Origin of the sequence: Burkholderia reimsis, assembly GCF_003294055.1 — a bacterium.
GTDB lineage: Bacteria > Pseudomonadota > Gammaproteobacteria > Burkholderiales > Burkholderiaceae > Burkholderia > Burkholderia cepacia.
The window spans coordinates 24,316-42,751 of the sequence record NZ_QMFZ01000011.1 but is presented as its reverse complement, the minus strand read 5'-3'; the positions used below and the strand labels follow the sequence as shown (position 1 = coordinate 42,751).

General features: G+C 69.8%; 14 protein-coding genes and 1 pseudogene. 4 read left to right on the top strand and 11 right to left on the bottom strand.

The features are described from left to right. Nucleotides 1–3: 3 nt before the first annotated feature. On the bottom strand, nt 4–2,325 hold the full coding sequence (gene bcsB / locus DPV79_RS15040; protein WP_113045775.1) for a cellulose biosynthesis cyclic di-GMP-binding regulatory protein BcsB: 2,322 nt from the start codon (nt 2,323–2,325) through the stop codon (nt 4–6). 481 nt (nt 2,326–2,806) lie between these two features. Here bcsB and DPV79_RS15035 point away from each other — a divergent pair, with 481 nt between their 5' ends. After that, the gene (locus DPV79_RS15035) at nt 2,807–3,829 is read left to right on the top strand and encodes a sensor domain-containing diguanylate cyclase (protein WP_021164184.1); all 1,023 of its coding nucleotides are present in this window, start codon (nt 2,807–2,809) and stop codon (nt 3,827–3,829) included. 85 nt (nt 3,830–3,914) lie between these two features. On the opposite strand, the gene DPV79_RS15030 is transcribed toward DPV79_RS15035, so the two are convergent. From DPV79_RS15030 to DPV79_RS43640, 5 genes are all read right to left on the bottom strand, one after another. Then, nucleotides 3,915–4,367, bottom strand: a complete 453-nt coding sequence (locus DPV79_RS15030) for a hypothetical protein (protein ID WP_048025904.1) — start codon at nt 4,365–4,367, stop codon at nt 3,915–3,917. Next, nucleotides 4,367–5,773, bottom strand: a complete 1,407-nt coding sequence (locus DPV79_RS15025; protein ID WP_113045774.1) for a phosphatase PAP2/dual specificity phosphatase family protein — start codon at nt 5,771–5,773, stop codon at nt 4,367–4,369. The genes DPV79_RS15030 and DPV79_RS15025 overlap by 1 nt, the downstream gene beginning before the upstream one ends. After that, a complete protein-coding gene (locus tag DPV79_RS15020; RefSeq protein ID WP_021163075.1) occupies nt 5,770–7,539 on the bottom strand; it encodes a bifunctional alpha/beta hydrolase/class I SAM-dependent methyltransferase in 1,770 nt (589 codons plus the stop codon). Before DPV79_RS15020 ends, DPV79_RS15025 begins: the two co-directional genes overlap by 4 nt. A gap of 73 nt (nt 7,540–7,612) precedes the next feature. Continuing rightward, nucleotides 7,613–8,224, bottom strand: coding sequence for a CDP-alcohol phosphatidyltransferase family protein (locus DPV79_RS15015; protein ID WP_021163074.1), 612 nt, complete (start codon nt 8,222–8,224; stop codon nt 7,613–7,615). 100 nt (nt 8,225–8,324) lie between these two features. Beyond that, complete coding sequence (locus tag DPV79_RS43640) at nt 8,325–8,456, bottom strand: hypothetical protein (RefSeq protein WP_258025710.1); 132 nt, start codon at nt 8,454–8,456, stop codon at nt 8,325–8,327. A 234-nt stretch (nt 8,457–8,690) separates the two neighbouring features. Here DPV79_RS43640 and DPV79_RS15005 point away from each other — a divergent pair, with 234 nt between their 5' ends. Further along, nucleotides 8,691–9,323 (top strand): lysophospholipid acyltransferase family protein, encoded by a 633-nt coding sequence (locus DPV79_RS15005; protein WP_021163072.1) that lies wholly within the window; start codon nt 8,691–8,693, stop codon nt 9,321–9,323. A 37-nt stretch (nt 9,324–9,360) separates the two neighbouring features. Then, the gene (locus tag DPV79_RS15000; protein WP_021163071.1) at nt 9,361–10,290 is read left to right on the top strand and encodes a phosphatidate cytidylyltransferase; all 930 of its coding nucleotides are present in this window, start codon (nt 9,361–9,363) and stop codon (nt 10,288–10,290) included. Between the two features lie 42 nt (nt 10,291–10,332). Here DPV79_RS15000 and DPV79_RS14995 read toward each other — a convergent pair whose 3' ends face one another. Genes DPV79_RS14995 through DPV79_RS14980 form a run of 4 tightly spaced genes read right to left on the bottom strand, consistent with a single transcriptional unit; the run spans nt 10,333 to nt 15,453 of the window. Then, complete coding sequence (locus DPV79_RS14995; RefSeq protein ID WP_113045832.1) at nt 10,333–11,139, bottom strand: topoisomerase IV; 807 nt, start codon at nt 11,137–11,139, stop codon at nt 10,333–10,335. Between the two features lie 60 nt (nt 11,140–11,199). After that, entirely contained in the window at nt 11,200–11,871 is a 672-nt protein-coding gene (locus DPV79_RS14990; RefSeq protein ID WP_059590159.1) for a DUF1266 domain-containing protein, read from the bottom strand. Nucleotides 11,872–11,884: 13 nt separating this feature from the next. After that, the gene (locus tag DPV79_RS14985; protein WP_113045773.1) at nt 11,885–13,105 is read right to left on the bottom strand and encodes a hypothetical protein; all 1,221 of its coding nucleotides are present in this window, start codon (nt 13,103–13,105) and stop codon (nt 11,885–11,887) included. Further along, complete coding sequence (locus DPV79_RS14980) at nt 13,102–15,453, bottom strand: hypothetical protein (protein WP_113045772.1); 2,352 nt, start codon at nt 15,451–15,453, stop codon at nt 13,102–13,104. Before DPV79_RS14980 ends, DPV79_RS14985 begins: the two co-directional genes overlap by 4 nt. Nucleotides 15,454–15,672: 219 nt before the next feature. Between DPV79_RS14980 and DPV79_RS14975 the strand changes: the two genes are divergently transcribed. Further along, nucleotides 15,673–16,464, top strand: coding sequence for a response regulator transcription factor (locus tag DPV79_RS14975; RefSeq protein WP_027787793.1), 792 nt, complete (start codon nt 15,673–15,675; stop codon nt 16,462–16,464). Between the two features lie 71 nt (nt 16,465–16,535). Here DPV79_RS14975 and DPV79_RS14970 read toward each other — a convergent pair. Next, nucleotides 16,536–18,366 (bottom strand): annotated as a pseudogene (locus DPV79_RS14970) (methyl-accepting chemotaxis protein). Between the last annotated feature and the right edge of the window lie 70 nt (nt 18,367–18,436).

The window sequence follows — 18,436 nt, the reverse complement described above, 5'->3', positions numbered from 1 at the left end:
CCGTTACATCCCCCGTCGACGCGCGGCGATTCTCTGCAGCACGCTAAACACGCCGAGCGCGAGCAACAGCCCCGCGACCACGCCGACCGCGCCGAGCACGACCGGATGCCGCGCCGCTTCCGTCCACACGCGCGCATACCACGGCACGAAGCCGACCACGTAAGGCTCGCCGACGCGCAGGCTGTCGACCTGCCCCGGCCGCACCAGCGCGAGGTCGCCCTGCAGCTGCGACACGAGCCCGGCGTTCTCGAACACGTCGAGCAGGTCGCCGAGGCGCGGCTGGTCGGTCGCCGTCAGCGCGACCACGCTGCGCCCCCGGCTGCCCGGCAGCTCGAACCCGGCAAGCGCCGCGAGCGAGCCGGTCTGCTCGATGTGCGCGCCGCCTTCGGCCAGGCCGACGCCGTTGCGCCAGCGCTCCTTCACCGAGAACGCGATGCGCGCGGTGCCTTCGCCGCCCGCGCCGCCCTGCTCGCCGATCACGAGCGGCAGCGCCGAGCGCCAGTGCGCGAGCAGCGGCGACGCGGGCGAGCCGTCGATCACGAGCAGGTCCTTGCTGCCCGACAGCGCGGCGACGTCGCCGGGACGCGCGACCTGCACGCGCAGGGCCGGAAACCCGGTCCATTCGCCCATGTGGCCGAGCATCGTCAGGTAGGCCTCGAGCTCCTGCGGCGACGGCCGGTCGGGCATCACGACGGCCGTCTGCGACAGGTCGGCGAAGCGCGTGAACGGGAAGCCGCTGTTCGCGAAGAACGCGAGGTTCGGCAATTGCGCGTAATGGACGAAGTGCGAGAAGTCGATCGTCGAATCGGGATCGATCGCCGCGCGCTGCGGCTCGGTCGCCGTGCTCGAGCACAGGCCCGTCTTCTGCGAGTCGAGCGTGAAGCGGAACTGCAGCTGGTTGCCGCTGCCGACCCGGAACGCCGGGATGTCGACGTCGCTCGTCACGCGCCCTTCGGGCACCGACAGCAGCGGCAGCTGCATGCGGCCGTGCGCGTCCTCGGCATGAGCCGGCCCGAGCCGGTACGACTTCACGAGCTGCTCGTTGATCTCGACGGCGAGCGTCGAGTTGTCCTGCACGGTCGGCGCCGTGTAGCGGTAGCGCAGCGTGATCGGCACGCCCGCGCCGTTCCACGAATGCAGATCGGCCGGCACGCGCAGGTTCAGGCGGATGGCGTCGGGCGTCGTGCCGCGCACTTCCAGCTGGCGCGTATCGGATACGAGCTCGCGGAACGCGATCGGCCGGTTCACGGGCAACCAGCGCGGCGCGTCGTACGGCTTGCGCGGCGCGCCGGGATCGACGTGCGCGACCGTCGCCGCCGGCCCCGACAGCGCCGCGCGGCCCAGCACGAGCGTCGCGACCGCATCGTCGACCTCGGCCGCCGTGCGGCCCGTGACGACGAGCAGCTTGCGCCCCGGCGCAGCCGGGTTGTCGGCCACCGCGAGCAGCGGCCCGTTGATCGCCGGCAGCGCGAGGCCGCCCGGCAGCGTCGCGGCCGTGCCGATCACCACCGCCTGGTCATCCGTCGGCAGCCCCGACGACACCGGGAACCGCGCATGCCGGTAGTCGGCCAGCGCGCCGAACCACGACGCGAGCACGCCCGCGCTGCGCAGCGTCGCCGAATCCGGCGACGCCGGCAGCACGAACGGCAAGCGCACACGGCCGTTGTCGCGCCGGTCGAAGAACGGCGCGGGCAGCAGCGCGAGATCGTTCGGCAGGCGCACCGGCGACTCGTCGAGGATCAGCTCGCTCTTCGGGCTCACGTCGGCCCATAGCGCCGAGTTCGACGGATCCTCGCAATGGTCGAGCGTGTAGTGAGCGATCAGGCGCAGGCCGATCTGGTTGAAATCCGAGAAATAGCGCGGATCGATCGGGATTTCCTGCGTGACCGTCCGGCCCGCCTGCGCGGCGTCGAACGGAACGGTCGCGATCACCTCGCCGTTCACCGACACCTTCAGGTGCGACATCGGGAACACCAGCGACGGCGAATAGGCGTAGGTCAGGCGCAGCCGCGCGCCGGTGACCACGCGGTCGAGCCGCACGCCCGCGTTGATCGTGCGCGCGTCGTCGGCGCCGCGCAGGCGCAGCGGATCGAACGCACCGAGCGACGCGAACGGCAGGTGCACCGTCGTCGCCGGCAAGCCGGCGGACGGCGCACTGGCCGCCGCGGGCGCGGGCGCGGCCGCGAGCACCGGCGCCGGCATCGCGCCCGAGGCCGCGGCGGCGGCTGCCGGCACCGCCGGCATCGGCGCGGCCGACAGCGCGGCTGCATGAAATGCGCCGACCATGGCGGCCGACAGGACGAACAGCGACACGGCCGGCTTCATGCGCCGCTCCGTTTCATCAGGATCGTCAGGTCATTCGTTGCATCGGAACCGATGCGCGCAAAGCAGCTATGCCCGTGAGTGAACAATCCCACTGCTTCCCCTCATATCTATCCAACTGGCCTGAATCATTTATCGAAACGATGCGGCGATTTCTTTAATCGCCTGTCATCATGCTGCGCGCGCGCCTGGCACCGGCACACGCTCATTCGTCACACTATCTCAAAAATAGGACAAAACTTACCCCGATTCGCGACGATGAAGCGAAAAAAACCTCAATCCAGTCGAAAATGCTGCGCGAGAGGGATGAATGGTAAGAATTGCGCCGTTGTCGCCCGACGGGCCGAACGGCATACTGCCGGCGCGGTTCGGCCGGCCGGCGGCGGTCCGTTGCAGACCGCCCCGGAACGCGCCGCCGCGAAGCGGCGCGTATGCTACCGCAATCCCGTGCCGCCGGACGTGCTTTCTTTCACGGAAAACTGACTTGAATCAAATCGCCGACACCGTCACTCCGTCCCCCGACACCCTGCTGCGCATCATTGCCGCCCAGACCGAGATCGCGAAGCTCGGCCTCGACCTCGGCAGCGTGATGGCGTATGTGGCCGAGCAGGTGCCGCAGCTCACCGGTGCGAGCGCCGCCGCGGTCGAATTCGCCGAGGGTGACGACATGGTGTACCGCGCCGCGTCGGGCACCGCGGCCGGGATGCTCGGCCTGCGGCTGCGGCGCTCGGGCAGCCTGTCCGGCCTGTGCGTGCAGCAAGGCGAGTTGCTCCACTGCATCGATTCGGAAACCGACCCGCGCGTCGATCGCGACGCATGCCGGCGTGTCGGCCTGCGTTCGATGCTCGTGATGCCGCTCACCCATGCCGACACGACGGTCGGCGTGCTGAAGGTGATGTCGCCGGAAGTCGACGGCTTTTCGCCAGCCGATGCCGGCACGCTGCGGCTGACGGCCGACCTGATCGCCGCCGCGATGTTCCACGCGGCACGCAACGAGGCGAACGAACTCTACATGCGCGCGACGCACGACGCGCTCACGGGGCTGCCGAACCGCGCGCTGTTCTACGACCGCCTGCGGCAGTCGATGCACACGACGCTGCGCGCGAACGGCCGGCTCGGCATCCTCAACATCGACATGGACGGGCTGAAGCCGATCAACGACGGGTTCGGCCACCGCGCGGGCGACGCGGCGCTGCGCGAGATCGCCACGCGGATGCAGGGCGCAGTGCGGCGCTCGGACACGGTCGCGCGTATCGGCGGCGACGAATTCGCGGTGATCCTGCCGAACATCGGCAACCGCGACGACGCGCATGCGCAAAGCACGCGGCTCGCGCGGCAGGTCAGCGAACCGTTCGAATTCGAGGGGCGCCCGCTGCGGCTCGGCGTCAGCGTCGGGATCGCGCTGCTGCCCGACGACGGCACCGACATGACCGCGCTGATCGAGCATGCGGACCAGGCGATGTATGAGGTGAAGCGCACGCGGTCGCAGCGGACGGCTCACGCGTAACGCACATCCCGAGGCGGCTTCCTCGATGAACCCGTAGCCGGAACGACAGCGTCGACCACGCACGGCGGGTTCGCACGGCCGCTGACTAGCCCACCTGCGCAACAGCGATCGCAAGCCCGACCACGAGCCACTGCACGATCGCGACGAGCACGCCGGCCCGGCACAGCCCGACCGCGCCGCGCACGCGTGCGTCGAGCGCGCGGCCGGCCTTCGATGCGTCGATCCAGCCGAGATCGGCGAGCGCGCGGTCGAGCGCGGCGAGGGCGTCGTCGACCGACGCGTCGCCGGCCGCCGCACGCGCAAGCGCGGCAAACAGCCGTCGGTCGATCTCGATCCGCACCGCAACCCACAGCGCCGCGATCCCCGACCCGGTACTGACGACGGCCAGCAGCACGCGCGCGACCGTCGCCGGCGCCCAGCCCGACGCGATCCACCAGCCCGCGCCGGCCGCGGCCAGCGCGGCCGCGATCGCCCACGCGCCCGCATCGAGCGCACCGCGCGCGGCGGCAATCCTGAATGGCGCGGACGGGTCGCGCATCACACACCTCCCGCGCCGCGATGGCCATCGATCCAGTGCTGCAGCACGGCCACGCCGTCGTCCGACCACACCGCATGCGGCCGCACCACGCGCACCGCGGCCAGCGCGTCGCGCGCATCGCCGAACCCGCGTCGCGCCGCCAGCCACGCGGCCGCGCACAGCACGCTGCGCCCGTAGCCGAGCGCGCAGCAGACCAGCACGTCGCGCCCTTCCCCGTGCAGGCGTTCGAGCGCCGCGACGGCCTGCGCGAGTTGCGCGGCCGTCGGCGCGACGAGGTCGAGCTGCGGCACGCTCGCATAGGCGAGTGATGCATCGGCCGCCGCCCAGCGCGGCATTTCGGCCGTCAGGTCGACCAGTGCCGTGAAACCGTGGCGGCGCACGTCGGACGTGGTCGGCGTGCGGCCGAGCGACACGCGTTCGTCGATCCGCACCGGCGCCGGCTGCCGGAACGTCCACAGCCGCGAATTGACGAATGCGCCGGCGATCGTCGGCGCGAGCAACCAGCGGATGACGACCGGGAAACGCCCGTGCGCATCCTTCTGGAACGCGCCGGGTGCGCCGCGCCGGTAGATCCACGCGACACACGCGAGCGCCAGCGCGACCCACCCGGCCGCCAGCGCCCAGCCGGGCGCACGCGGCACGCACCAGAGCGCCACGAGCGCGACCGCCGCCGCGCCGAGCGCATAACGACGCGCAAGCGCGCGGCCGGCCGCGCCCGGCGACGCATCGGCGCCCGGCAGCCGGCCCGCGGCATCGCGCAGCGGAAACAGGAACAGCGCGAGACAGCCGACGGCCGCACCGGTCGGCACGTCGATCGCGTGATGCTGGTAGGTCGTCAGCACCGACACGCCGATCGCCGCGAACCAGAGGTGAAGCACGACGCGCGCGAGCGCGCCGCGCACGTGTTTCGCATAGACGGCCCACAGCACGACGAGCAGCCCGATGTGCAGCGACGGTGCCTGGTTGAACGGCTTGTCGAACCCCATCAGCAGCGTGAACAGCGCACCGGCCACGCCGCCCGCGTCGGGCCGCTCGAACCCGAAGCGCAGCGGCCACGCGATGAAGCATGCAACCGAAACCAGTTGCACGGTCAACAGCCGTTTCACGTGATCGAGCAGGTCGGCGCGGCGCGTCCAGAAGAAGAACGACAGCGCATACAGCAGGTCGATCGACCAGTACGGCACGATCGTCCACGGCACGAACGGGATCGCGTGTTCCCAGCCGAACGCGAAGGTCGGCACCGCCGCACGGCGCTCGGCGAGCCAGTTCGCGAAGCCGTAGGTCGAGAAGAACACGGCGCCCATCACCGTGAGCCAGCCGACACGCAGCGCGAACGACGCGTCGCGTGCGCCGGCCGCCGACGCCTGCGCCGTCAGGCCGCGCGCGTCGCCGCCGAACTCGCTCATGACGCGTCGACCCGCTGCGCGAGGCTGACCGTGAAAATGCCCATTTCGTCGATCCGCTGGTCGAGCTTGCGGAACCCCGCGCGCGCGACGAGTTCGTCCATCTCGGCCTGCGAGCGGCGGCGCATCACCCAGGTTGCCTCGCCGCGGTGATTGTTCAGTGCGCGCGCGATGAATTCGAGCTGCGGATGCCACGGCTGCCCCGTATAAACGAGATACCCGCCCGGCGGCACGGCCTGCGCGAGCCCGCGCAGCGAGCGCTCGATCAGCGCGTTCTCGCCGAACAGTTCGTAGAGGCCCGACACGATCGCGAGCGTCGGACGCGGCTCGAGCGTCGCAAGCGACGCCTCGTCGAACGCGTCGCCGCGCTCGAAGCGCGCGATCGGCTCGAGGCCGCGCTGCGCGATCAGCACGCGCCCGGCCTCGACGTTCGGCGGGCTGTAGTCGCGCAGCGTGATGTCGTCGGGCGCCGCGCCGTCGCGCTCGGCGGCCGACGCGATCGCGTCGAGCACGTAGCGCCCGTGACCGGCCGCGATGTCGACGATCCGCACCGGCGTGCCGTGGCCGCGCAGGCGGCCGATCGCCGCGCCGATCAGCTCCTGCAGATGCACCTTGCGCTGGCGGATGCCGACCCAGCCCGGCGAATCGAGATACGTGCGGTCGATCAGCGCACCGATGCCGAGCCGCCCTTGCGCGCGATTGCGGTACACGTAATCGAGCGTCGAGCCCGAATCGAAACCGAGCCGCAGCCCGAGCGCGATACCGTCCGACAGCGCGCCGCCGGCCTTCAGGCCGGCTCGCGTGAGCGCCCAGTACGCACGCGCGAACGCATTCGCGGGCGGGCGGCCGAGCGCCGCGTATTCGTCGTGGAACGCGCCGCGCCGGTCGGCATCGGCGAGCGACACGCGCGGGCTCGGCGCATCGAATTCGCGCAGCACGAATGCGCGCAGCGGCGCGAGCGCCTGCGCGCGATCGCGTTCGCCGAGCGTGTCGTGATAGAAGCCCGGCAGCACGATGCGCTCCTTGCGCGCGGCGCCAAGGCGTTCGAAGAAGCGGTCCTGCGGGCCGCGATGCACGACCCAGTCGGCGCCCGAGATCAGCAGTTGCGTCGGCACGGTGATCGCGGCCGCATCGGCGACGATCCGCTGCGCGGTGTCGTGCAGGTCGAGCAGCATGTTGACCGCGATCGGCCGCGTGATCAGCGGATCGGACGCATAACTCGCGATCCGCTCTGGATCGTGCGTGAGGAATTTCGGCTTCACGTAGCTGTTCACGTAGAACAGCCCGCGCAGCTTGTGCATCAGCCGCAGGCCCGGCCGCGCGAACGGCACGTAGAGCTTGATGTGAAACGCCGGCGACGCGACGACGAGCGCGCGGATCGGCGGCGCGTAGTCGTGCACCCAGGTGGCCGCGAGCACCGCGCCGACGCTCTGGCCGACCACGGCCATGTCCTCGATCGCGATGCCGTGCGTGTCGCGGATATGTTCGACGAAGGTCTGCAGGTCGCGTACCGACGCGGCCGCGCTCGGGCTGTAGCCGCGCGCGCCGGGCGAGCGGCCGTGGCCGCGCGCATCCCACGCGAAGAACGCGAAATCCGGCAGGTCGAGCTCGTCGACGAGATGCGCGACGCGCGCCGAATGTTCGTGGCCGCGATGCAGCAGCACGATGGCGCCGCGGCAGCGCGGGCCCGTTGCGGGCCAGTGACGATAGAACAGCGTTTCGCCGTCGTGCGTGATGAAATCGGCCTCACGTGCCGTGCGTGCGCTCATGTATTTTTCTCTCGTTTCGTTATTCGAATCTTGGTGCGCCGCCCTCCGGCGCCCGGTACCGCCACTGCTTCAACTACCCTTGACTACCCTTTTCCGCGATGCCGGCCTGCACGCGCCGCACCACGGTCACGATCGACAGCACGATCAGCAGCCGCCACAGCCATGCGGCGACACCGCCGACCGGAAAGCCGAGCCCGATCCATAGCGCGAACGCGCCGAGGGCGAGCGCGCGGTCGCTCTTGCCGAACGGGCCGTCGTAGCGGCGGCTCACGCCGACCAGCGGGCCGATCAGCCCCGCGCATTCGACGATCACCGCCGTCAGCGCAAACAGCCAGACGTCTGCCGGAGCGAACGCCGGAATCGCGAGAAACGGCAGCACCAGCGCGATATCGGACACGACGTCGCCGAGTTCGTTGAGGTACGCGCCGAGCGTGCTCTTCTGGTTGTGCTCGCGCGCGAGCATCCCGTCGATCGCATTGAGCGCCATCCGCACGAACAGCCACAGCGGGATCAGCAGGAACAGCGCGCGGGCAAACACGCCGAGCCCGGCGAGCGCGCCGACGACGATCGAGCCGCCGGCCGCGAACAGCGTGACCTGGTTGGCCGTGACGCCACGCTCGGCGAGCGAGTTCGCGAACGGGCGCAGGCGGTTCTGGAATTTGGGTTTGAGTGCGTAGAGGCTCATCGTTTCGTATTCGTTCTATTCACGCGGCACAGTCGGACACATTTCCCGCCGCCATGCCCCGGGCGGCGAAACGGCCCTGGACGGCCTTCCATGGACGGCCCTAATCGTCGCCGAGCGGCCCCGATGCGTCAAGCAGCGCCCGGCCCGCCAGCACGGCGCCAATCTGGCGTTTTTGACGGAAACTCGCGATAATCCGCTGGCCCGAACGCAGCACGATCCATTCGAACTGCAAACGGGCACTCGTGCAACAGCCGATTATCACGCCGCCGACCGGCGCATTCGCCGAGACGCAACAGCGTGTGGCGGCGAATCGTCCGATTATCGCGGACCTGCGACAGGCAGCCACGAATTTGAAAAAATTTAAACAAGGGCCGTCCGGCGCGCATCCTGCCGCGCCGGCATTCCGGGGTCCCGCCCGCCGCGCAAGCGCCGCGGGCCATGCATGCAGGCAGGAGGCGCAGCGCCGATGAACATTCTCAACGTCTGGCAGCGCGACTTCCTGCTGTCCATCGTGCGGCTCGTCGCCGGCGCGTATCCGGTCTGGCATCAGGGGCCGCCGTCCCCGACGCAGAAGATCTATTTCTCGAACCACACGAGCCACATCGACACGCTCGCGATCCTCGCCGCGCTGCCGCGCGACGTGCGCGCGGTCGTACGGCCCGTCGCCGCGCGCGACTACTGGGACAGCAGCGACGCGAAGCGCCACATCGCGCAGAAGCTGCTGAACGTCGTGCTGATCGATCGCCACCGCGAGTCCGGCGGCGACCCGCTCGACCCCGTGCGCGACGCGCTCCGGCAGGGCCATTCGATCATCATCTTCCCGGAAGGCACGCGCGGCGCCGAGATCCTGCCGCAGCCGTTCAAGAGCGGGCTGTTCCACCTCGCGACCGAGTTTCCGGACGTCGCGCTCGCGCCCGTCTATCTCGAGAACCTGCAACGGATCATGCCGAAGGGTGCGATCTGGCCGGTGCCGCTGATCTGCAAGGTGCACTTCGGCGCGAACGATGCGCTCGGTGCCCAGGAAGACAAGCCGACGTTCCTCGCCCGCATGCGCGACGCGATCGTCGCGCTCGCGCCGCCGCAGCGGCCGGCCGGCTGAACGCAGCCCCCCTTCTCCCCTTTTCCGGATATCCCTCATGCGAACTCTCTTCTGGGAACTGGTCGCGGGCGTCACGGGCGTGCTCGTCATCGCCACCGTGATCGGCGCGATCCTCGGCGCGCGCAGCGGCGGCACGAGCGCGACCATCGTCAACCTGAACCAGCGCATCCGTGCGTGGTGGGCGATGATCGCGATCATGGTCATCGCGATCAGCCTCGGCAACAACGTCACGTATCTCGTGTTCGCGGTGCTGTCCTACCTGACGCTGCGCGAATTCATCACGCTCACGCCGACGACCGCGAGCGACCACACGACGCTGTTCATCGCGTTCTTCGTCGCGATCCCCGTGCAATACCTGCTGCTCGGGATCGACTGGTACGGGATGTACTCGATCTTCGTGCCCGTGCACCTGTTCTTCGCGATGTCGCTCGTGTCGGCGCTCACGCAGGACACGCGCGAATTCCTGAGCCGCAACGCGAAGATCAACTGGGCGCTGATGGTGTGCGTGTACGGGCTGAGCCACGCGCCGGCCGTGCTGATCCTCGACATTCCGCGCTACACGGGACAGAACGCGCTGCTGCTGTTCTTCTTCCTGTTCGTCGTGCAGATCAGCGACGTGCTGCAGTATGTCGTCGGCAAGCTGTTCGGGCGCCGCAAGATCGCGCCGCAGCTGTCGCCGTCCAAGACGGTCGAGGGGTTCGTCGGCGGCGGGCTGCTCGCGACGCTGTGCGGCGCGTCGCTGTATCGCGTGACGCCGTTCAGTTTCGGCGCCGCGTTCGGGATCTCGCTCGCGATCGTGATCGCGGGCTTCGTCGGCGGCCTCGTGCTGTCGGCCGTCAAGCGCTCGCTCGGCACCAAGGACTGGGGTTCGATGATCGCGGGCCACGGCGGGATGCTCGATCGCGTCGACTCGATCTGCTTCGCCGCGCCGGTGTTCTTTCACCTCGTACGGTACCTGTACGTGTGACGCTCGGGCGGCACCGCGCCGCCCGCTCCTTCGCGCGAACGGTCAGTATCCTGCGCGCAATGCCTTGGGCACCACGTAGCGGCCGCGTGCCGCGTCGAACTTCACCGTGTAGCGCGCGTGAATCTCCTTGTCGCCGCGCGAGCCCGTTTCCGTGACCGTCAGCGGATAGACGTCGCCGGTGCCGGTCATGTCGGGCACGATCGAAAACGTGCGGCTCTCGCAACGGGACTTCGCGTTCCCGCAATCGAGCGACCCCGTGTTGTCGAGCGCTTCGTCGATGCGCGGCGCCGCCTCGACGATCGCGTTGCCGACCGGCAGCCAGATCGATCGCATCGCCATCGTATAGCCCTGCAGCGTGACGCCGTCGCCGATCGTGAAGCCGAACAGGTGCGGGCCGTACCGCTCGATGCGCACCGTACCCGGCTCGCCGCGCTTCCCGGACGCGATATCCGTCTTCTTCACCACCGGCTCGAGCGTCTTGCCGTCCGCCGCGGGCTTCAGCACGTACAGGTCGATGGTGCCCGTCGTGCCGTCCGAATCCATCCCCGGCGTGCCGTCCTGCACGGCTGCCTCGGTCTCGCCGCACACCGCGAGCAGATACCGCGGGCCGTCGGCGGTCGCGACGCGCAGCGATCCGCACGGCGAATAAATGAAATCGCCCGCGTCCGACTGCCAGCCCTTGCGGTCCGCGCGCCAGTTGCCGTAGTGGTCGTGGAGGAACGTGCGCAGCAGGCGGTCGGCGGCGACCGGCTCGACCGCCTGCGCCGTCGCGGGCAGCACCGACGCCGGCACCGCACACGCAACGGACAGCGCCAGGCGTCGCAACAGGGGATGAACGGATGAAATCATGTCGGCGTCGGCGGAAACGGAAAGCGGCATGCGAAGTGAACGGGTGGGGGCATCGACGCGTCACCGAGCTTGCGCGACTGGTTCGGGATCGAACGCCGCCAGCCCCGGCCATGCCGCCCGCCCCCACGCACCGTCACCCGGTGCAAGCCAGCGCTGCAGCGTGGCGTCGTCGAACGCCTTGCCGAACGGATCGGCGCGAAACCCGGCCACCCACTGCTTGCGGCCCGCGATATACGCGCTACCGAAATCCGTCCAGCTGTCGAAACAATCCTGCGCGCGCTGCGCGTTGAGCAACAGCACACGCCATGCGGTGTCCGGCTCGGTCCAGCCCATCAGCATCGCCACGCGCGCGAGGAACGCCATCCGCGCACAGGCGAACGCGAGTGCGGCACGCGGGTCGTCGGTCGGCTGCAGCGCATGCAGGTCGGCCCGAAACCATTGCGTCTCGAGCACGCGTGCGAGGTGTGCGCGCGCATCGTCGTCCGTCGCGTCGGTGCGCAACTCCATCTGATGCAGCATCTGCGCGCGCAGGAACTTGCGCGACGTGTCGTTCAGGTGGCTCGTATCCGCATCGTCGAAACCCGAGAACCCGGTCGCCTCCACGTACGGATGCGCGAGCAGCAGCGCCCAGTGCTTGCGGGCGGACAAGGTCGAATGGCGCGCACCGCGCCGGCGGAAGTAGCGCACGATACGCCACAAAATGAACAACGCGACGATCAGCTTGAATGTCATGGTCTTCGCCCCGTCATTCGCCGGCACTGGCGCCATGCGGCGCGTCGTAGCCGGGCCAGCGCACGTTCTCGGTTGCAAAGGCGGGCCGTGTGTCGTCCCGCTGCGCGGACGGCACCGCGGGAGCCAGCGTCGCACGCACCGCGTAACGCACCGAGCCGGCGCGCGGCGGCCGCGCCTGCAACAGTTCGGGCTGCCGCGCGGCGACCAGCCACTCGACGGTCGGCGTCGGCTCGGCGAGCCGCCCGAACAATTGCGGATGGCGCGCGACGAGCCGGGCTTGCGACGCGGCATCCGTCACGTCCTCGATCCTGCACCATCCCGACGCCGTATGGACCACACCGAGCGCGATGCAGTCGGGCGGCGTGTTATCCGTCGTCCCCAGCGTATTCAGGCACGCCAGTACGTCGTCGACATAGCGCTCGACCGGCGGCCGGTTCTGCTTGCCCTTGACCTGATCGACGTCGAGGCCGCCGTCCGCGCGCACCGCGACACCGATCGTGATGTGCGGCTGGCCGCTCGCGTCCCGGAAGCTCAGCAGCCGCAGCGCGCGCGCCTCGATCGCTTCCGCGTAGCGCCCGCCGTAGCCGCCCGTCAGCGCCTGCCGGTCGGCGAACTGCCCGAGGCAATGGCGCATCACGTAACTCTCGAACGCCATTTCGGCGCGCAGCAGCGCGCTGTCGGGCAGGAATTCGACGAAGCGGCCGTTCGCGGTTTCACACCAGGTGCGCAGCGCGTCGGGCTGGCTCTCGCGCCAGCCGCGCGCAATCCGGGCCGCCATCTCCGCATGCTCGCGTTCCCACATCGCGAGCGCCTGCGGGCAATTGACACGGTCGAGCTTGCCGTCGAGACCGGTCCCCTTGCGCGACTCGAGGAACTCGACGAGCGTGGTTTCGAGCGCGAGAAGCTGCGGATCGCCCGGGTCGACCCAGACGACGGGCGCCAGCCTGCCGGCGTCGGCCTCGCCGATCGTCTTCGCGTCCGCACCGAAGCGCCGCGCGACCCACGCCGGCGGCGCGGCATTACCGAGCGCCTGCCGCGCGTCGTCGAGCGACCCGATCGTGCGTGCCGGCTCGAAGTTCGCGACGACGTGCCGGTAGAAATGGTTGAGCAGCCACGCGCGCACCGCGTCGGCATCGCCTCGCGCGGTGCTGCGCGCGGCGATCGCCGCTTTCAGCGCATCGGCGTTCAGCGCGTTGCGCGGCGCATAGCCGGCCCGCCGACCGACGGCCGTCATTGCCAGAACTTCCACCAGCGCTTGCCCGGCGCGGCCGTCGCCGGGCCCGGCGACGCGGGCGGCGCACCGGCCTCGCTGATCCGCCGCTCGATCACGTCCACCTTCAGGTCGAGCGGTTCGGCGGCGTGCCGGTTGCCGGCGAGCACCCGTTCGTAGAAATATTTCACGTCCGGCTGGCGGCCCAGTTCGTACGCCGCGTCGGCGGCCCGGAGCAGCACGTCCAGATCGCGCGACGCGTCGGCCTGCGCACGCGCGGCATCGTATAGCGCCGATGCCTGGTCCGGATGCGACTCCGACATGTGGGCCGCGAACACGAGGCGGGCAATCAGTGCCTCGTTAGGCAACCTGCCGTCGAGCTGGTCGTGCTCGCGCTGCCAGCCGACCAGGCGCTCGAGCCAGATCGGCAATTCGTTGCAGCGATCGACGCGGTACAGCGCGCGCACCACGTCGCGCACGTACCAGTTCGGCTCGTGCCGGCTGTAACCGAATTCGGCGGCGTAGTGCCACAGCTGCTCGGCGGCTTCGAGCATCTCCTCATCCTTCTCCTGGCACGCGAGCACATAGCGCACGCCGTCGTAATGCTCGGCAAACGAACTCGCCGCGATCCCGCTGCGATGCAGGACCAGCGCTTCGTCGTAGCGCTCCTCGCCGCGATAGAGGATCGCGAGGTTGTTGCAGAGCATCGAATACAGGTGCGCGCACGCATCGTACGGATGGCCGTTGCCCGTCTCGAAAAAGCGCTCCATGCAGGCGCGGCCCTGCTCGTACACGGCGATCTTCAGGCGCTCGAGATCGGCGCGCACCGGCGCCTGTTCCGCGGCCGGCAGCGCGTCGATCGCCTCCTCGGCCCTGTCCTCGATCGAGCACGCGTAGCCGTAGCTCCACAAGCCGCTGCGCAGCGGCGGCGGCGGCAGCTTCATCGCGGCGGCGACACCCAGCGCCCGAATGCGGGCATCGGTCAGCATGAACCCGGTGCGGTTGTCGTACATCTCGCCTTCCTGCGCGGCCGCGAGCAGGCGCGCGGCCTGGGTCGTCGCGTCGATGCGGCCGGTTTCGCCGTCGTAGACGGCCGCGAGCCGCGCGATCCACGGATGGCCGGGCGCGCGCCGCAGTGCGACCTCGCGCGCGGCGTCGGCGATCGCGTAGCGCAACGCGTCGCCTTCGAGCGAGCCGAACGCGGCAAAGATCTCGCCATGCGTCGGCGAACGCGCGGCCAGCGCGTCGGGCCCTTCCGCGCCGAGTTCGACGAACCGCTCGAGCGTCGGCTGGAAACCCGCTGCGCGCATCGCGCACAGCGGCCACCAGACCGACGTGTCGGTCGGCTCGGCCAGGCGCGCATGGATGATCTGCCCGACCCGGTCGAGCATGCCGCTTTCGATCTGGTACACGTGGAAGAACGCCCGGCGCCCCGCGTCGTCGAAACGGCCCGCCTCGAGCAGCCACGGCAGTTCGTATTCGATGAAGTCGTCGCTGCCATCCGATTCGAGGCTGTGGCGCGCCATCTCGCAACGGGCCAGCGCGCCCGCGAGATCGCCTTGCGCGTGTGCGGCCCGCGCGGCGAGCCGCGCCAGCCTCACCTCGGCCTCGCGGCGCGGCGGCAGCGCCCAGTCGGCAATGCGCGACTCGACGGCCTGGCGAATGGTGTCGAGCTGCAGCGGCGCGATCTCGATCATCGCCCGGCCGATCCGCAGCCAGTCGTCGGCGTCGATGTCCTGGTCCGCGCCGGCCGATGCCATCGCAGCCACCGCGGCCTCGGCCGCCGCACGCGCGTCGTCGTCCCGGTCGAGACGCCGCAGCGCCCACGCACGCAGGCATTGCCGGTTCGCCTCGTCCCACGCGCGAAACGTGGCGCGGTCGGCAATCGCGCGGTGCAGCGCATGCCGCAGTTCGATCGCGTCGAGCGCATGCTCCGCGTGGTCGAATTCGAGCGTATCGAGAATGCGTGCGCGGACGTAGCGATCGGCATCGAGCGTCGGCGACGTGCGCAGGACGTCGTGCATCTGGCCGATCGCCTCGGTGACGGCGTCGTTCTCGCCGAGGTGCCGGGCGACCTGCAGCCGGTATAGCGCGAGTTGCATGCGGATGTCGGGCCGCGCCTCGGGCGGCGCCGCGTCGTGCACGCCCGCGCCGTCCTCGTCGAGCACGGCGCGCGCGGCGGCCGGATCGCCGGCGCGCATCCACAGCGTGTGCAGGCGCGCGATCGCGTCGAGCGAATCGGCACGCAACGGCTGCGCACGCAGTCGTGCCGCAAGGTCGCTCTCGCGGCTCGAATCGCTTTCCTCGAGATCGGCTTCGAGCCGGTTCATCAGTGTGTCGAGCGGCTGGCCCGTCAGGGGCATCGTCGTCATATCGATATTGGAATAGGCGTTTGTAGTTGTATTGGCGCTGGGAGTCATCGACTTCTCCATCTCGGAATCGCGATAGCTTATCAGGAGACGGCGACCGTGCGCGGCCTCGCCATTCGCGTCGCCCGGCGTTACGATCTCGTTCTTCATCCCCGGACAGGTCGATGCGCACGGTGCGACGGCGCGACGCGCGCCGACCGGTCCCGCCGACCCGGAAACCGCATGAACCTCACCTTGCAGGATGTCGCGTGGCATCGTTCGGTCGGGCGGCTCATCGAGTCGCTCGACCAGCCGGGCTTCTGGCTGGCGCTGATCCGGCTGATCGAGGAATACGTCGCGGTCGACAGCTGGGTCGTGCTGACCTTCGGCGACGGCCGCCCGCAGGTGTTCGCCGAATGCCCGTACGAAGGCGGCGGCCCCGACCCGCTGTTCCGCGACTACGTGCAGGGCCTGTACCAGCTCGACCCGTTCTACATCGCGAACCGCGACGCGCCGAGGAGCGGCCTGTTCCGGCTGTCGGACGTCGCCCCCGAATGCTTTCGCGATACCGAGTACTACACGCTTTATTTCACGCACAACGTCGTCGAGGACGAGGTGCAGTTCAACGTCGTGCTCGACGATGCGCGCACGCTGTGCCTGTCGCTCGGCAGCAAACGACGCTTCAGCCCCGGGCAGGTTGCGCTGCTCGACCTGATCCGGCCGTGGGTGGCCGCGCTGATGCGGCAGCGGCTCGCGTTCGAGCCCGCCTCCGCGGAGCAGGCGCCGCCGCGCCGGGCCGGCGCGCACGATGGCTTCGAGCAGGCGATGGCGCGGCTCGGCACGCCGCTCACCGCGCGCGAACTCGACGTGATCCGGCTGATCCTCAGCGGCCGCTCGAACAAGGAAGTCGCGAACAAGCTGTCGATTTCCGCCGAAACGGTCAAGGTGCATCGGCGCAACATCTACGGGAAGCTCGCGATCAATTCGCAATCGGAACTGTTTTCACTGTTCCTGAAGGCGCAGACCGACGGATAGCGCGCTCCGTCGCGCCCGTTTTCGCTCCCCTGCCTGCATCTTTGCGGCGGCCTTCGACGGCCGCGGCCGGATCATGCCGATGCCGTCGCGGCCCGGTGCGAACCCGCGAGCTTGAATTCGCCGACCGTCTGCGCGAGCTGAGCCGCCTGCTCGCGCAACAGCGCGGCGGCCGCAGCCGACTCCTCGACGAGGGCAGCGTTCTGCTGCGTCGAGTGATCGAGCTGCGACACGGCCTGGTTCACCTGCGCGAGCCCGGTGCTCTGCTCGTTCGCCGCGACCGTCATTTCCGCGATCACGCTCGTGATGCCGCGCACGCCCTCGACGATCTCGTCCATCGTCGTGCCGGCCGTCTTCACGAGCCCCGATCCGCCTTCGATCTTCTCGACGGACGACTGGATCAACTGCTTGATCTCCCTGGCGGCCACCGCGCTGCGTTGCGCGAGCGTGCGCACCTCGCCCGCGACGACCGCGAAGCCTCGCCCGTGCTCGTGCGCGCGCGCCGCCTCGACGGCCGCGTTCAGCGCGAGGATGTTGGTCTGGAACGCGATGCCGTCGATCACGCCGATGATGTTCGAGATCTCGGCCGACGCCTTCGTGATCTCGTCCATCGTCGCGACCACTTCGCTCACCACCTCGCCGCCGCGCACGGCAACGCCCGACGCCGATTCCGCCAGCCGGCTCACCTGCGTGGCCGCGTCGGCCGAGTTGCGCGCCGTGCCGGCGATCTCCTCGAGCGCCGCCGCCGGTCTCCTGCAGGCTCGATGCCGCGTGTTCGGTGCGGCTCGACAGGTCCTGGTTGCCCTGCGCGATCTCCGCGCTCGCCACGCTCACGGATTCGCTGAATCCGCGTATCTGCAGCAGGATCGCGCTGATCTTTTCGGCGAACAGGTTGAAGGCCCGCGCGATCTGCGCGGCCTCGTCGCCGCCGTCGGCCGGCAGCCGCTTCGTCAGGTCCCCGCTCCCGCTCGCGACATCGGTCAGCGCGTCGCGCACGAGCAGCACGCGCTTGAATGCCGCGTTCGTCAACGCGCCGACGAGTGCCGCCGCGACGCAGGCGACGACGAGGATCGCAATGAGCGTCGTCGTCGCGACGGCGCGCATGCCGGCCGTCACGTCCGACCGGTCGAGCGCCATGACGAGCGACCAGTCCGTCCCGGCGATCGGGCGCGCGCGGAGCAGCTTGGTCACGCCGTCCACGTCGATCGCCACCGGTTCGGTCGCCGTCTGCAGGCCGGCGAGACGCTCCGGCGTCAGTTCGGGCGACAGCTCGGCGGCCGGCTTCATGATCAGATCGGTCTTCGCGCCCGCGATCAGGCGCCCGCTCCTGTCGACCAGGAACGCGAAGCTCGACGGCGTCGGATGCATCGACGCCACGATCGCGCTCGCGCGCTCCATGTAGAGGCTCGCCGCGAGCACGCCCTTCAGCGTGCCGCCGCGAACGATCGGGGCGGCGAACGCGAACGCGGGCTTGCCGGTCGACGCGTCGCGGTACAACGCCGTGACGACGAGCCGGCCCGCGTCGACCGCCTGCCTGAACCACGGGCGCGCGGTCGGATCGTAGCCGGCCGCGAGCGGGACGTTCGAATATGCGGTGCGATCCGGCAGGCCGAGCGTGAGCACCTGGAAACCGCCCGATTTGCCGAGCAGCGTCAGCGCCGGCAGCGGATCGCCTTCGCCCGGCGTCAGCGTGTCCGCGAGCGCCTGAGTCTGCTGCGCGCGGCTCGCGACCCACTCGTCGAGCGCGAGCGCGTGGCCGGTCAGGACGGACTGCAGGTTCTGGTCGATGGTCGTGTCGTTGTGCTGCTTGACGACGTAGTACACAAGGCCGCCTGTCACGGCCAGGGCCGTGACCACGATGGCGACGCAGGTCGCCAGAATCCGGGCGCGAATCGATGACAGCATGATGACGGTGATCTCCGGTTGCCGCGTTGTTTTCGGTTGGTCAAATGGGCACTCAACCGTCCTTAACGAC

What these genes read in the sequence shown, in the direction of transcription:
- bcsB (WP_113045775.1), bottom strand. Translation starts at nt 2,325, where the DNA reads ATGAAGCCGGCCGTGTCGCTGTTCGTCCTGTCGGCCGCCATGGTCGGC.
- DPV79_RS15030 (WP_048025904.1), bottom strand. Translation starts at nt 4,367, where the DNA reads ATGCGCGACCCGTCCGCGCCATTCAGGATTGCCGCCGCGCGCGGTGCG.
- DPV79_RS15025 (WP_113045774.1), bottom strand. Translation starts at nt 5,773, where the DNA reads ATGAGCGAGTTCGGCGGCGACGCGCGCGGCCTGACGGCGCAGGCGTCG.
- DPV79_RS15020 (WP_021163075.1), bottom strand. Translation starts at nt 7,539, where the DNA reads ATGAGCGCACGCACGGCACGTGAGGCCGATTTCATCACGCACGACGGC.
- DPV79_RS15015 (WP_021163074.1), bottom strand. Translation starts at nt 8,224, where the DNA reads ATGAGCCTCTACGCACTCAAACCCAAATTCCAGAACCGCCTGCGCCCG.
- DPV79_RS15005 (WP_021163072.1), top strand. Translation starts at nt 8,691, where the DNA reads ATGAACATTCTCAACGTCTGGCAGCGCGACTTCCTGCTGTCCATCGTG.
- DPV79_RS15000 (WP_021163071.1), top strand. Translation starts at nt 9,361, where the DNA reads ATGCGAACTCTCTTCTGGGAACTGGTCGCGGGCGTCACGGGCGTGCTC.
- DPV79_RS14995 (WP_113045832.1), bottom strand. Translation starts at nt 11,139, where the DNA reads ATGATTTCATCCGTTCATCCCCTGTTGCGACGCCTGGCGCTGTCCGTT.
- DPV79_RS14990 (WP_059590159.1), bottom strand. Translation starts at nt 11,871, where the DNA reads ATGACATTCAAGCTGATCGTCGCGTTGTTCATTTTGTGGCGTATCGTG.
- DPV79_RS14985 (WP_113045773.1), bottom strand. Translation starts at nt 13,105, where the DNA reads ATGACGGCCGTCGGTCGGCGGGCCGGCTATGCGCCGCGCAACGCGCTG.
- DPV79_RS14980 (WP_113045772.1), bottom strand. Translation starts at nt 15,453, where the DNA reads ATGACGACGATGCCCCTGACGGGCCAGCCGCTCGACACACTGATGAAC.
- DPV79_RS14975 (WP_027787793.1), top strand. Translation starts at nt 15,673, where the DNA reads ATGAACCTCACCTTGCAGGATGTCGCGTGGCATCGTTCGGTCGGGCGG.